Consider the following 17038-nt stretch of genomic DNA (forward strand, 5'->3'; position numbering starts at 1 on the left):
AAGTTCTAAAACGCTGTTCAAATGAAGCTAATAAACAGGCACCTACCGTGAGTCACCCCTACCTTTTGATGGTGCGCTACACCAATATGCATTGTTTTTTAAGGCTTGTCGTTACTTATTTGCTTATCACAAGCTTACCCCTCCTTATTACTTATGTAAGTAAAATTACCTCATCAGATTAATTGTAGTAGTTGTTGTATAAACTTACGTGCTATTTAGCCGATATTTATTGGAGTAAAATTTTAATTAACCCCTTGTATTTGTATTTTGGTAGAAGCAATACCTTGTTTTGCTAAAAAAACATTCTGAAACTAACATTGTACGATTGATCAGTTTTGCTGATTTTGTCGGACTATGACACCTCAACTTATACAATTATAGAAATGAGAACAACAACTACTCAAAGGCTGCAGTATGTAGGCTTGCTTCAAACGATTCACAAAAATAAACCCAAAGCTGCCGTTTGGCGGTATTTATTAACCTTACTTTGTTTGATTACCTTAGTTGGTTCTCAGGGGTGGGCACAAACCAATAATGCGCTGGATTTTGATGGGACTGGTGATTATGTAAATGTACCAGACAATGCCTCGCTTGATTTTAATAGCCAAGCATTTACCTTTGAACTCTGGGCGAAAAATGCAGGGGCAGGCACCCAAACTTTGATTAGTAAACGAAACGGAGGGCAGGGGTATGACTTGGTGCATAACGGAACCGATTTTGTGTTTACGGTAGTAGACGGGATACCCAATACAGTGCAACTATCGCATACGGCTACTTTTCTGACGAGCTGGACGCACATTGCTGCAAGTTATGATCCTTCTACTGGAGCCGACAATATCAAGCTTTATATCAATGGGGTAGAAGTAGCCAAAGGGAGTGACAACGCTGCGGGTGATTTGAGCAATGCCTTAGATTTTCGTATAGGCACTAACGGAGCAGCTACCAATGATTTTCAAGGGCAAATAGATGAAGTACGTGTGTGGAATGACATTCGTACCCAAAAAGAAATCTCACTCAATATGAACAACACTCTTGCAGGGAGCGAAGCCAACCTAGTAGCCTATTACCCGCTCAACGAGGGAGTAGCCAATGGCAACAATGCTGCTTTGACTACAGTGTTTGATGCTACAACCAACAACTTGAATGGAACGCTCACCAACTTTACCAAAACGGGTACCACCTCTAATTTTGTGGGAGGCTTTACAGCGGTAAATAATGCGTTGGATTTTGATGGAATAGATGATTATGTAAGTATTCCACATAATGCTTCTCTAGCGATTACTTCAAATATTACTTTGGAAGCCTGGGTTAACACTACCAACACTACAGAACAATATATTACAACTAAAAGTGCTTCTTCTTGGTATCTTTCAGTGAATGTTTCGGCAGGCAAGGCAGGAATTTTTTTAGAAGGCGTATCAGCTGCGTGGTTATATAGTACTAGTGATGTAAATGATGGAAACTGGCACCATATAGCAGCTACGTATGATGGAGCTAATGTAGTAATTTATGTCGACGGGGTGCAAGAAAATACGGTAGCTTACACAGGAACAATTACCAATAATACCAATGAGGTAGAGATAGGACGTAGAGGCGGAACACTCTATTTTAATGGTAGCATAGACGAAGTACGTATATGGAATGTAGCACGCACTTGTGCCCAAATCAAAGAAACCAAAGATGTAGAGCTCAAAGGCAACGAAACTGGGTTGGCAGCTTATTATAACTTCAACTATGGAGTAGCTTTGGGTACCAATACTAGTGTAACTACTTTGCCTGACCTAAGCACCAATGCCAACAATGGTACCTTAAATACTTTTACTCTTTCGGGTGCCACTAGCAACTGGGTAGACGGTTCAGGCAACAATGTAAGCGGCAATAGCCCCGACTTGCAACCCGAAATAAATGTGCAAGCCAACACCAATGACATTGCCAGTGGCGAAACCACTATCAATACTACCCTCAACACCTTCTTTCCTTTTACGGCCATTGGTAGCAATGTATCACAAACTTTTACTTTACAAAACACAGACACAGGTACTTTGATGGTGAGTTCAGTCACTAGCTCAGATGCCAACTTTTCTGTATCTACTTTGAGCAACCTTACGGGGGGTAACAATACCACCTTTACCATTACTTATGCCCCTACCATGTCGGGTGTGCACACCTCTACCATCACCATCAATAGCAATGATTGTGACGAAGCGGCTTATACTTTTCAGGTGCGTGGTACTGGTGCTTCGGGCAATGCCAATGCTTTAGATTTTGATGGGACAGGTGACCATGTAACGGCTAGTTTGGATGGAACAGGGCTAACCAATGTAACTGTAGAAATGTGGTTAAACCCAGGTGTGTTGGGCACCAGCAATGTTTTACACTGGAACAATGCTTTGGCAGGAGCCAGCCCTTTTATAGATTTTAAAGATGCATCGGGAACCCTCAATGTAAATGTGAATGGAGGAGACAACCTTTCTACTACTATTTTGGCGGGGCAATGGACACACATTGCTTTGATCCATGATGGTACTGATTGGCGTTTGTATAAAAATGGACAATTGGCGGGAACCTATACAGGTGGAACTGCCAACATTGCCAACGCTACCGCTTTGTATATGGCGGGGGGAGCTGCTGGAAATTATGATGGATTGATAGATGAGGTAAGGGTTTGGAGTGATGTACGTACTCAGAATGAACTCATTGCTAATATGAACAATGAACTGGCAGGAACCGAAGCCAACTTGGTAGCTTATTACAATTTTAACCAAGGAACTGCCGGAGGCAATAATACTACCGAACTTACCGTGTTAGATGCTAGTCTTAACGGCAACAATAGTACTGATATTAGCACTACTGGTTTCGAGACAGGTACAGCCTCTACTAGTTTGAACGAAGGGACATCTTCTAACTATTTGGCTGGGTTTACTAAGGTGAAAAATGCGTTGGATTTTGATGGAATAGATGATTATGTGGAAGCCACTGTAGATGGAACAGGGCTTACTAATGTAACCCTGGAAATGTGGGTCAATGTAGGAACTTTGGGGACTAACAATATTTTCCATTGGAACAATGCTTTGGCAGGAGCCAACCCTTTTATAGATTTTAAGGATAACTCGGGAACGCTTAACGTAAATGTAGATGGCGGAGATAACTTGTCTACAACTATCACAGCGGGGCAGTGGTACCACTTGGCTGTTACTTATGATGGCACCGATTGGCGTTTGTATTTGGATGGACAATTGGTTGGTACTTACACTGGAGGAACTACCAACATTGCCAATGCTTCTAGCATATTTATGGGACAAGGTTCGGTTGGAAACTATGATGGTGTGATAGATGAGGTACGTATCTGGAATGTAGCCCGCACTTGTGCCGAAATAAACGCCTACAAAGGAATAGAACTGGCAGGTACCGAAACAGGGTTAGTGGCTTATTATAATTTTAACCACGGAACCGCTGCAGGCAACAATACTGGGCTTACTGCTTTGCCTGATGTAAGCACCAACAACAATACGGGTACTTTGACCAACTTTGTGGGACTCGACGGCAGTGTAAACAGTGGACAAACCTCTAACTGGGTAGATGGTTCGGGCAACAATGTAAGTGGAACAACGCCTGCCAACCAGCCCGAAGCCAATGTGCAAGGTAATAACAATGACATTGTAGATGGCAGTACGGCAATCAATGGAACTATAGACACCGACTTTGGCAATGTGTATGTAGGCATTAGTAATACTATTACTTATACCATTCAAAACACAGGAGCCGCTACGCTCAATATTACCAATATTACCTTAGGCGGCGCTGTGCCTGGCGATTATACCTTGGGTACTGCACCTACCACCATTGCTGCGGGTGGTTCGGCTACTTTTACAGTGACCTTTAGCCCCAGTGCTATAGGCACCCGCGAAGCAGAAATAACTATTAACAATGACGATTGTGACGAAGGGGTGTATAACTTTACTATTCAGGGGATAGGGCAACAAGCCGCGCCTGGTGGAGTTACTACTGGGTTGAGGCTGTGGCTAAAGGCTAATGCAGGAGTCACAGGAACAACTAATGTGACCCAGTGGAACGACCAAAGTGGAAGTGGAGTGGCAAATGCTACAGAGGTTACTAATGGTCCTTTGTTAGTAACCAACGGGTTTAACTTTAACCCTGTGCTTACTTTTGACCGTGCCAACAGTGAACTTTTGACTACCTCTGGGGGTATTTTTGGGGCAAGTGCTATTACCGATGTGAACGTGTATATGTTAAGCCGAACCAATAGCACCAACACCGATGCCGCATTTCAAGAAACAGTAAGTACGGGGGCATTCAATGCCTTTATTCCTGGAACAACCGATATTGAATGGAATGCTGGAAATAATGCGGGTGATCATGTACTTACTGCCACTTGGGGAGGCAATACCACTGATCCGTTTTTGTGGACGCTAAATTATAGTAGTACTACTACCACTCCAGATGGCAATAATCAGGACATTCGCCGCAATGGTGTAAACATTGGCAATGATGCAACCGCTACTGGTTTTACTGGGCAAAACAATGATATGCTTATAGGAACAGATGGGGCTAACTACTGGGATGCTACTCTGGGTGAAATGATTGTCTATACATCTTCTCTGAATGCCACTCAGCAACAACAAATAGAATCTTACCTAGGGCTTAAATATGGCATTACCAAATCGGGCGATTACCTCGCTTCGGACGGAACCACTAAAATGTGGGATGCTACCGCAGGAGCCACTTACTTGAATGATATTGCGGGCATAGGGCGCGATGATCTTTCTGCTCTGAACCAAAAGCAATCAAAGAGCATCAACTCGGGGGCAGCCCTTACCGTAGGTTTGGGCACTGTAGCTACTGACAATGCCAGCAATACCAATACTTTCTCGGTTGATAAACGATTTATGACTTGGGGGCACAATGCTGCAACAATTAATTATAGTGCTGGGGTAGACGCTGGAGTACCCAATGCTGGGGTTGATAAGCGCATTGCCCGAGTTTGGCAAATACAAGACGGTGGAGTAGGAGCCACCCAGGTAAAATTTGACATTAGCCAATTTAGTAACTTTACCGCTATCACCGCCGGAGAGTTTGCCCTATTGATAGACGATGATGGTACTGATTTCTCAAATGCTACCGTAGTCATTGCCAGCGAATTTGCCAGCAATGTGGTTACTTTCAATGAGGTGGATTTTGGTGGCACTACCAAGTACATTAGCCTGGGGCAATGGAAAGGAACTACCACCAGTAGCGAAAAAGGCAGTTACTTGTCTTGCACCAGCGCTTCGAGTCATCATGTGTCTACTGCTTCATTGGTAACCAACGCCAATACTAACTTTACCGTAGAAGTATGGTTTCAGTGGGATGGAGCCGGGGCAGGCGACCGCACCTTGTTTTACAATGGTGCCACAGGAAGCAGCAATGGTTACGGGTTAGTATTTGACGGTACCCATGTGGTGCCTAGGGTAAACGGGACTAAAGTAAGCAATACTACCACCACTATTACTGCCAATACCTGGTACCATGTAGCGTTGGTAGGCGATGGTGCCAATCTTAAACTATACGTCAACGGAAAAGAAGAAATCTTAGGATCTACTGCCTTGCCTGCTGTGCCTACTACAGGTACCTTTATTGGCTCAGACAACGGTGCTGGCAACTATTTCTCTGGAAAAATAGAAGAAGTAAGATTTTGGAATGTTACCCGTACAGAAACTCAGTTGAGGGAGTATATGCACCTTACTTTAGAAGGTTCAGAAACGGGCGTAGTAGCTTACTATCAGTTCAATGCAGACAGTGGCAATGCAATAGACGCCATAGGCAGCAACAATGGTACTTTGCAAAATGGTGTAACCCGTACTGTTTCTGATTGCCCCGTAGGCAAAGGGCGCAGTGTTACCAATAACATTACGGCATCGGGCAACCAAGTATTTGCCAATACCGGAGTAGCCATCAACTTTGCTACAGGAGTGTTGCCCCAAGGCGATGTAGTAGTGACTCAGCTCGATGGAGTAGATGCTCCTACCAATGTGCCTACCGACGTAACAACTTATCCGAGTGCTTATTGGATTGTGCGCAACTACGGCGCTAATAGTAACTTTACCCAGCTTGCCCAAATTGAGTTTACCATTCCTACAGGTAACACAGTATCGGTAGACGACCAAACCAACCCCAGCAACATTGGGTTGTACAAGCGTGCTTCTAACGCGGGCAATAGCGACCCTTGGGTATTTATGGGGGGTGCTACTACTGCCAACGCTTCTACTGGAGTCATTACTTTTACTACTTTCAGCCCTGCCTTTACCACATTTAGTCAGGTAATGCCTGCTACCGTGAATGGTGGAACCAGTGGCTTACCTGTTACCTTGAGTAATTTTGACGCAGTGCGTGAAGACAATCAACGCGTATTGGTTCGCTGGCAAACCCTTAGCGAGCACAATAATGCGGGATTTGAAGTACAAAAAAGTGAAAATGGCATCGACTTTAAGATTTTGGGTTTTGTAGATGGGGCTGGTAACAGCAACGAGAAACGCAGCTACCAGTTTACCGATGCTCAAGCAAATCGTTCGGCGTACTATCGCCTGAAACAACTAGACAATGACGGCAAGTTTAGCTACAGCCCGGTAAAGTTTGTACAAGGTGTAGACCTACAAACCTTGAGGGTATACCCCAATCCTTTTACCAACGAGCTTACGCTTGATTTTGGTGGCAAGAGTGCCACCCAACTGCCTGTATATGTTGCATTATACACTGCACAAGGCAAGTGGCTCATGCAACACCGTGGTAAAATAAACGAAATACAAACTGCCATCAATCAAGGCATTGCCAGCCTCCAGCAAGGCATGTATGTGTTGCGGGTGATGGTGGGCAATAAAGTCTACATAAAAAGAATAATGAAGCAGTAAACACACTACTTTGTAAGTTGAGAGAAAACCTGTGGAGTCTTGATATTCCACAGGTTTTTTGTGATTAAATACCACCTAATTTCGTCCTTAACTCATGTTTTGAGCAATATTTTTTAGGCTGTCATTATAAGTTTTGATCAGGTTATTTAAGGCAGAGTTTTGTTGACTGTATTGGTTCATTAAAGATTGTAATTGCATCATGTCAGAAGGACTGCTAATTCCGTTGCTCATCAAGGTATCTATATTACTTTGTATACCCGCCAATTGGGTTTGCATTGCCTGAATATAGTCAGGGTAAGTACCTCCTTTAATGGCTTGTGCTTGAGATGTAACCAATGCTTGTGCTTGAAAATTTTCTAAACTTTTCATTGTATGAATAATTAAGAGGAAAAATAAAATTACTTTGATAAAAATAATTCCCTTGTCAGGGAATGTAAATCTGTAAAGAAGGCATCGGCAGGGGTGTACTGAGTTAATGAGAAAAAAAAGTTTTTTTTGTGGTGAACCAAGTGCAATTGTGATCATGTCAAGAATAAATATAAATTTAACCTAGGAGCTAAGGGCTTGTAAATCAGGATTGAAATTGCCCTTATACCCCTTTTGTACCCTTGGCTGGTTTGTCGAAAATTTTCAAACCCCCTTACTTATTCGTATTTTTATAACCTAACTAACCACCGCGCTTGAGATAGCCGATCAACTATGCTGGTAAGATTATTATTTGACACCTGAATTTTTTAACAAACATGCAAATGAGTACCCATCGTAAACTATGCGGGTTAACCCATGTTCTTTACCCACAAAGCATCTTAGCTTCGTTCGTACATTTTACACAAAAAACTTTATCTAAACTTTGTTGGCTTACCCTGGGCTTATGGCTTTGCTGGGGGGCAGTTGCCCAGGCACAAGTTGCTTACAATAGCGTTGACAACTTTGACCGTGCCGACAATAATTCTTTGGGGGCACCCTGGATAGAAAATGAAGCCGATGTAACCCAACTTTCTATTACAGGCAATGTCTTGAATGCAGTGAATGCTGGGCTTACTGGGCTGGAGCCTACCAATGCTACCCGTGACCTCACCGCCATTAACGCCAGCTTTGACTTGGGGCAGTCCAAAATAGGTTGGTCCTTTCACATGGATTTCAATCGACCGCCCACTGGTTGGGGGAGCATTACTTATGGTTTAGGTTGGGTACTTGCTGCCAACGAAACCGACTTGAGTAGTGCCACCGTAGATGGTTATGCTTTGCTTTGGACAAAAACCAATGAAGAATTAGTATTGGTACGTTTTGAAAATGGAATTGCTGGCGATGACCCTGGAACCATAGTGGTTTCTACTGGTTTAACTTATGGAACAGTGGGAACGGCTGGGGTAAATGCGCGGGTAGAGGTAACCACCGAGGGAATTTGGACCGTTTACTGGGAAGCAGGGGGAGCTTTAGCGACAGCGACCGATATTGATGCGGGCAGTGCCACAGGAACAGACAACACTTTATTTGCTGATGCCAACCAAAAGTATACAGGACCTATTTGGGCACATAATACCGGGGCTGACCCAAACAATTCAGGAAACTTCGATAACTTTTCTTTTGGCATAGAAACCTCCGACGTAACCCTTGCCTCCAGCGTAAATACTGTAGCTGCCAATGTAATACAAGGCAGCCAACACCACCTCGTGTACACCTTTGATCTGACGGCAGCCAACGCTGACGCTACACTTACTCAGGTCAGCTTTACTACTGCGGGAACTTACACTGCTTCAGATATCAATGCTTTTACTTTGTGGTTTTCTGCCGACAATACCCTTGATGTAAACACCGACCAGGCAATTGCTTCGCTCACCACTGCTTTGGGGGCTGGGGTACATACTTTTACTGCCTTTACTCAAGCAATCAACGGTGGCACTACAGGCTACTTTTTTGTTACTACCAATGTAGCTCCACTGGCTACAGTAAATAATACTATAGAGGTAACCCCGGCAATCACTACCGCCGATCTGACTTTTTCGGGGGTGGTCAATAAACTTGGCACTGCGGTCGCTGGAGGCACCCAAACCATTGTCGCTTGCAATGCTCCCGACAATGTAACCAACCTAAGCGCAACTGCCCTAAACACTGAGGTATTATTAAACTGGGTAAATGGCCTTTGTTATGACGAAATATTGGTAGTAGCAAAAAGTGGCAGCACTGTAACCAATGTCCCTACAGGCGATGGTTCGGCTTATACGGCAGATGCTGCCTTTGGATCAGGTACCGATTTGGGCGCTTCAGAGTTTGTGGTGTTTAAAGGCACTGCCACCAGCGAAACCATTACCAGTCTGACCAATAATACCACTTACTTTTTTAAAGTTTTTGGGCGTAAAGGAACTGTGTGGGGCAGCGGAGTAGAGCTAAGCACTACCCCAAGGGCGGCGTTGCTTACCTGGGATTTTGACGGGCTTACCGGAAACGAAACCAATGTGGTGTCTGGTACCCAAGCCACCAATGTATCTACCGTTAGCCCTAGCAATGTCGTCTCTCGTGGAGCAGGCATTAACCCTTCGCCAAATGGTGATCGGTTTACTTCAGATAGCTGGGCAACTACCAATAACACTATAGCCAATGCCATTGCTACCGATGAATATGTGCAATGGACTATAGAGACTAACGATGGCTTTGCCATGAGCCTAAGTGCAGTATTGTTAAATATGCAACGTTCTTCGGCTGGTCCCAACAGCTTTGTGCTACGCAGTAGTTTAGACGGGTATACTTCCAATTTAGGGTCTTTCTCATTTACTACAGTCGATGCCACCGAAACTCAACACATAGCCCTGAGCGGATTTGATAACGTGGTGCAACCCATTACTTTTCGTTTGTATGGTGCGGGTGCTACCAATGTAGGAGGCAACTTTGGTTTTGAAACTACTACTCCAGGCACTGCCGATTTAGCCGTATACGGGGTAGTCAATGCAGTAAGTGCTACCATTGCCACCTCTACCAATGCCCTTACTGGTTTTAGTGCCAGCACTGCCGCAGGAGCAGGGGCATCGGTTTCGCAAAGCTTTCGCGTAAGCGCCGAAAACCTCACGGCGGATGTGGCAATTGCCCTGAACCCTACGACCGATTTTGAGTTGTCTATCGACAATGTCACTTTTTCATCAACCCTTGCCGACCTGGGACGCACCGGAAACGACCTGACCAACGAGCCAGTCACTATTTATGCACGCCTTAAACCGGGCTTGGCAGCAGGCAACAAGTCGGCTACCATTACCCTCAGCAGTACAGGTGCCACCAACCAAGTCATTACTTTATTGGGCAATGCTGTAGCACATAATGGATTGGCTTTTGACGGCACCAACGAGTTTGTAGATGTGAGCGGGTATGCAGGTATTGGTGGTGCCAATGCCCGCACCGTAGAAGCTTGGATAAAAACCAGCAACACCAGTACTCAAGTGATTACCCGATGGGGAGCCAGCAATGGCGAAGAGTGGTTGGTACAAGTAACTGAGGGTAAGCTTCAGGTAGTGGCCAATGGCAAGTCTAATGCTGGTACGGCTTATATAGCCGATGGTAATTGGCACCATGTAGCGGTAAGTTTTGCCAATGATGGCACCCCCAATATAAGCGATGCCCTGCTGTATGTAGACGGCGTAGTAGACGCGTCATCGTTGGTAGTAAGTGGTTCGTTTAACACAAATATTTTATCCAGTACGGTATTGATTGGAAAAAATGCCGATGATACCCGGTTTTTTGAGGGTACTATAGATGAGCTGCGAATATGGAGTGTGGCACGTACCCCACTGGAGATTTTGGAAAAAATGCGCTGTGAGCTTACAGGCAGCGAAACCGGACTCGAAGCTTATTATAACTTTAACCAAGGCGTGGCTGAAGATAACAATGGTTTTATTACTGCCCTCAACGATGCCACCGCCAATGCCCGCCATGGCGACCTCAATAATTTTGACCTGACGATGGGCAATGCCACCTCCAATTTTGTAGCGGGCAGTGCTGCTGTCAATACCAACCGAGAGATAAACCTGCGAGGCAACGGCATTGCTATAGCCAGTGGCGATATTACTCCTGTAATCACCGATGACACTGACTTTGGTGAGGTAAGCGCCAACACCGCCCTTACCCGAATCTTTACTATTGAGAATACAGGGAGCGAAACCTTGAGCCTTACCAACCCTGGTGCGTATGTAACGCTTTCGGGAGCAGGTACAAGTGTATTTAGTATTGCCCAGCAACCTGCGTCTGGAAGCATTGTGGGGGGAGGTAGTCAGACTTTTGCCATTAAATTTACTCCTAATAATGTAGGCACACTCGCTGCCACGGTGACCATTCGCAGCAACGATTGCGATGAAAACCTGTATACATTCACTGTGCAGGGTACAGGTACACCACGGGCGCCGTTGGCAATAGAGGCGCTGCAAAAAACAGTGACCTTGGATTTTAGGAATTATACCGGAACAGGGGTTTCTGCCAATCCTACCATTGCTCAATTACACTCTACCAATTGGGCTTTCTCAGGAATGAGCGATGGACAGGTGCTGCACGGTGAAACCAACACTACCGGGGACTATGCCCAAGGCACCAGTACTGGTGGAGTGAGTACTGCGGGGTTATACGCCTTTGACATTAATAGAAATACTGCTTTTGGATTGCAAGCCAATGGGACTGACTTTGACAACGGAAAAGCTGTACTACGTTTGCAAAACCAAACAGGCTCTACCATTACGGCGGTACAAGTTGCGTATAATTTGTTTGTGTTCAACGACCAGGACATTGCCTCTACCATCAATTTGGAGTACAGCACCGATGGGGTAAGTTACACTGCCGTTCCTGATTTTACTTTTACTTCACCTACTATCAGCACTGGGGCGGCTTGGTCGTCAGCCAATGCCTTGAGTGGGTTTATCAGTGGTTTGCGTTTGGCGGGGGGCGCGTTTTTATACCTTCGCTGGAGCAATACCTTGTCAGCGGCCGCTGAAGCCGACGAAATAGCCCTGGATGACATTCAGGTAACAGCCTATGCCATATTGAATGCCCGCACCAATGCTTTGTCGTTGGATGGCACGGGCGATTATGTAGAAGCAGCAGATAACCACTTGCTGGATATTGACGGGGGCAGTGGCGAAAATCTGACGATTGACCTTTGGGCAAAGTTTGCCGCTACTACAGGTACACAAACCCTTTTAAAGAAAAGAACGGGCGCCGGACAGGGCTATGAACTTAATTATGATGGCACCCAATTTAATTTTATTGTAGAAAACGGAAGCAACAACGAGCAGCGCGTTTCTTATGTAGTTACCCCTTCGGTGACCGATTGGACCCACATTGCCGCACGCTTTAATAGTACCAATGGCGACTTGACCCTGTATGTAAATGGAGTAGAGGGAGCAAACAGTGCTGGAGTAGCCGCAGGTTTTGATTTGTCGAATACGGCTACTTTAAGAATAGGTGCCGATGATGCCGGAGCCAATGGGTTGAATGGTGCAATAGACGAGTTGAGTATTTGGACATCGGCACGTACCGAAGATGAGATCAGAGAAAATATGCACTTGAACCTGCTAGGCGATGAAGCCGGTCTGGTGGCGTATTACCAGTTGAGCGAAGCCGCCGGAAGCACTACTACTGCCGAGTTGATTGGGTTTTCTACCGGGACATTGCATGGCAATGCTACTTTTATTACTTCTACTATTAACCTGGGGCGCAATGGTACTAGCAACACCCAAACGGTAGGTGCGGCTGGTTTCCCTATAAGTGTAGATTTTACCACAGGAAACGATGCCAACCTGACCATGAGTGTTTCGGCACATTCAGTCACCGAAAAGTTTACGGCAACTTATCAGCAGTATGCGCCCAATGCTACTACCGGCATTACTGTGTCAGAAACCAACTATAGCATCCCCCGCTGGACTATCAACAAAGCCAATGATGCCAGTACTTTTGTCGCTGATATCACCTTCCAATATCCTGACAATACTTTTGACAACTTAGTACCCCGCAACTATGTGTTATACAACCGGGCAATGGGTGCTGATGGTACCTGGATTAAATTAAATATGGTGCCCAGTGCTATGACTGCCAACACGATCAAGTTTGATGGGGTCACTACAGTAGGACAGTTTATGGTGGTGCGTGAGCAAGACAAACCTGACACTATTCGGGGGCAAATGCTTAGCCTGGATGGTACTGGTGATCAGATGGAAGTAGCTGATCACCCCAACCTTAATTTTAATAACCAAAGTTTTACTGTAGAACTATGGGCAAGGTCAACCGGGGGTGGGGGCGATCAAACCTTGGTAAGTAAAAGAAGCGGAGCCGCCGGGTATGAGTTGGTATATAAATCGGCCACCAACCAGTTGGAGTTTACCGTGCAAAATGCCGGAGCAGGCTTGGCAAGTGTTACAGTGAGTAGTTTTACTTTAAGTACCATTAATTGGACTCACTTGGCGGCATCGTATAATGCCACCAATGGCGAAGCAAGCATATATGTCAATGGTTTGACGCCCATTACTACGGTTGGAACTCCCGGTTTAGATGCCAGTAATGCTTTGCCTTTGCGTATTGGAGCAGATGGCGCTGGAGCAAACTTTTTTCAGGGAACCATAGACGAAGTACGTTTGTGGAACACACTCCGAACCGCCAACGAGTTGAGAGAAAACATGCACTTGACTTTATTGGGTACTGAAAGCAACCTGGTAAATTACTGGCAGTTTAACAACGACGCCAGAGACTATATTGGGGGCAATGATGGCACCCTCAATGGCAATGCTTCGGTTACGGTGGCTTCTACTGTAAACGTTGGACGTAGTGGTGCTTCGCAAACAGTAAACGTGCCCGTGGCTGCTACTGGCAATCAAGATTTTACGGCAAGTGCCAATGTATCAATCTCCATTACTGCGGCGCAGGCAGTGGCCAACGATGATATAACCGTCACTTATCAACAGTTTACCCCCAATACCAATACAAACATTACAGGTACTACCTTGTTGGATAATCCGATGTGGACGATCAACAAGTCTACCTCCAATGGCACATTTACTGGCAACATTACCTTTACTTTCCCCACCAATGTATTTGCCGACCGCTATGTTTTGGTCAATTATGAACTGTATCGCCGTGATATGGGTGCTGACGGTGCCTGGGTAATTACCAACTTGAGCGCTACATCAATTACTGATAACACCATTACTTTTGCTGGATTCGATAATACCCACATAGGGCAGTTGATGGTAGTGCGCACTAGCGAAGTGGCTCCCGATCGGAGTCGGGGAACTATGCTTACGCTTGATGGTGTGGGCGACTATGTAGAAATAGCCGACAACAACAGCCTTGATTTTGCGGGACAAAACTTTACCATAAGCCTTTGGGCAAAAGCCAATGGAGGCAGTGACGACCAACCCCTGATAAGCAAACGCAGTGGAGGAGCAGGCTATGAGCTGATCTATAAACAAGCCTCTGGTCAATTGGAGTTTATCGTAGACAATGGCGCAGGAGGCATAGCAACCGCCACCGTAAATAGTTTTACCTTAAGTGCGGCAGAGTGGACGCATGTGGCGGTGTCTTATAATGGTACTACTGGAGCTGCAAGTGTATACATCAATGGGCAAAACCCTGTACAGGCAAACCAGGCAGTAATAGACCCAAGCAATGCCTTGGCGTTGCGCATTGGGGCAAACGTAGCGGGAACCAATTTCTTTCAAGGCTTTATAGATGAGGTGAGGCTTTGGAACACCGTACGAAGTCAGGACCAAATAAGAGAGGCAATGCACCTGACCTTGCGAGGCTCAGAGACTGGCATTGTGAGTTATTATCAGTTTAACGGAGATAGCAATGACGACATTGGGACAAATAATGGTACCCTCAACGGCAACGCCAGCATTGCGGCCAACTCTACTGTAAACGTAGGCAGACCTGGAGCTACCGAAAGCCATAGTATTGCTACAGGAGTTTCTACCCAAAACTTTAGTGCCGCCAATGTAAGTGTGAGTTTTACAGCACACTCGACGACCGAAAACTTTACCGTTACTTATCAGCAGTTTGCCCCCAATGCAGTGGTGGGTATTACGGGCACTACCTTGTATCAGAACCCTATGTGGACAATCAACAAGGCGGATGCAACGGCTACGTTTACGGCAGATATTACCTTTACTTTTCCTGCCAATACTCTTGACCAGTTCATTGCGGCAAACTACGCTTTGTACCGCCGCAATGTGGGTGCCGATGGTACCTGGACACTGGCAGTGGCACAGGCTACCTCTATCACCAGCACTTCTATTACTTTTGAGGGTATCAACGACATAGGACAATATATGGTGGTGCGTACTACCGAAGCTGCCCCTACAGGTAGCGCGGGCAATTGTTTGAGCTTCAATGGAACTACCCAATATTTGAGTACCGCTACTGTAGTGACCAATGCACAAGATAACTTTACTATAGAAGGATGGGTACGTTGGGACGGTGGAGGCACTGCCGATCGCTTGTTTTTTTATAATGGCGATTCTGAGAATCTGACGGCTACCACAGGGTATGGGGTAGGTATCAACGAAGCCAATACCGTTACCGCATTTATTGGCAATGGTACAGCAACCCTTACCGAGCTGAGCTCGGGCAAGGCACTTACAGCAGGCGAATGGGTGCATATAGCCTTGGTACGTCGAGCCACCAATTGGTTTATTTATGTAGATGGGGTAGAGTTTGACCTGAGCAATGCCAGTACCCCCAGTGTACCCACAGTAAGCGCTACCTTGGGTGGAGGTACCAGCGGAGCAAAACACCTCAACGGGCGTTTAGACGAGTGGCGTATGTGGAGTGTTGCCCGTACCATTATCGAGATAAGAGAACGCATGCACTTGATTAATTTTGGCAATGAAGCTGACTTGATTGCCAACTGGCAGTTGAATGAAACCAGCGGTAGTACTGCCTTTGACTATGTGGGTGATTTTGACGCTACTCATAACAATACCCCGGCAATTACTACTTCTACCGCACCTATAGGCAGAGGCGCAAGCAATACCACCGATGTATCTACAGTGAGTCAGGACGTTACCTTTGGCGCTACCCGCCTACGCATTGTATTTGGCAATACCGAGGTGCCGGGGGGCGATGTAGTAGTTACCCGTTTAGATGCTTTCGCCAATACTTCGCCTACCCTTACTACTGCCAGTACCTATTGGGTGATCCACAATTATGGAGCAAATCCTACTTTTACCAACCTTGCCACAGTAGAGGTTACCTTGCCTTCTGGCGATGAGGTATCTAACGAGGATGAGTTTACGCCGGCAAACATCAAATTATTTAAACGGGCTTCTGGTTCCGATGGTAGTTGGGGCGCTGCTTTAGGTGGGGCAGCCAGCGCCAGCAACACCACCAAAGTGATTACTTTTAGCAACCTCACCGGCTTTACCTCATTTAGTCAGGTATTGGTAGGCAGCGACGGTACGTCTGGTTTGCCAGTAGTGTTGGGAAGTTTTGAAGCCAAACGTCAAACAAATGCCCAGGTGCAATTGCGTTGGGCCACTATATCGGAGCACGAGAATGCAGGGTTTGCCATAGAAAAAAGCGAGCAGGGGACAGCCTACAAACGCATTGGTTTTGTAGATGGAGCGGGCAATAGTGTGGAAAAAAAGTATTACCAATTTATAGACAACAATGCTTCATCATCGGCATATTACCGCCTAAAGCAAGTAGATATAAACGGAGAGGTTACTTATAGTCAGGTACGCTTTGTACAAGGAAACGACCTGATTCGCCTGGTGATATACCCCAATCCCTTTGCCCAACAAATGACGTTGAGTCTGAGCGGCAGTTTTGCTACTAAGTTACCTTTAAGGGTAGCGATCATTACCCTACAGGGTAAAACAATGATAAGCACCAAAGGCGACCTGTCTGAGGTACAAAATGCCTTGAATGCTCGTATCCATAGTTTGCCCACTGGCACTTATCTGATGAAAGTAATAGTAGGAGGGAAGCTGTATGTAAGGAAGGTAGTAAAAGAGTAAAGGGCAAGAAAAACTTTGTTACTTATTATAAGCTTATTGGGTTTATCATATTAAAATACAAAATCACCCAAAAGGTGATGATTAAATGACAAGCTCTAAAGCACAAATCCCGTTTCAGGAATGTCTGAAACGGGATTTTTTTTACTACCT

Annotated in this window: 3 protein-coding genes; 2 read left to right on the forward strand and 1 reads right to left on the reverse strand. The window is 45.6% G+C overall.

Translation table 11 applies throughout. The features are described 5' to 3' along the window. Positions 1-383 precede the first annotated feature (383 nt). A complete protein-coding gene (locus M23134_RS21000) occupies positions 384-6905 on the forward strand; it encodes a LamG-like jellyroll fold domain-containing protein (protein WP_157558574.1) in 6522 nt (2173 codons plus the stop codon). Between the two features lie 87 nt (positions 6906-6992). On the opposite strand, the gene M23134_RS21005 is transcribed toward M23134_RS21000, so the two are convergent. Next, positions 6993-7274: a hypothetical protein gene (locus tag M23134_RS21005; RefSeq protein ID WP_002699660.1), complete on the reverse strand. Its 282-nt coding sequence runs from the start codon at positions 7272-7274 to the stop codon at positions 6993-6995. A 380-nt stretch (positions 7275-7654) separates the two neighbouring features. On the opposite strand from M23134_RS21005, the gene M23134_RS21010 reads away from it, so the two are divergent. Then, positions 7655-16888: a LamG-like jellyroll fold domain-containing protein gene (locus M23134_RS21010; protein WP_198145066.1), complete on the forward strand. Its 9234-nt coding sequence runs from the start codon at positions 7655-7657 to the stop codon at positions 16886-16888. Positions 16889-17038 lie beyond the last annotated feature (150 nt).

Origin of the sequence: Microscilla marina ATCC 23134 (genome assembly GCF_000169175.1) — a bacterium.
In the GTDB taxonomy this organism is placed as follows: Bacteria; Bacteroidota; Bacteroidia; order Cytophagales; family Microscillaceae; genus Microscilla; species Microscilla marina.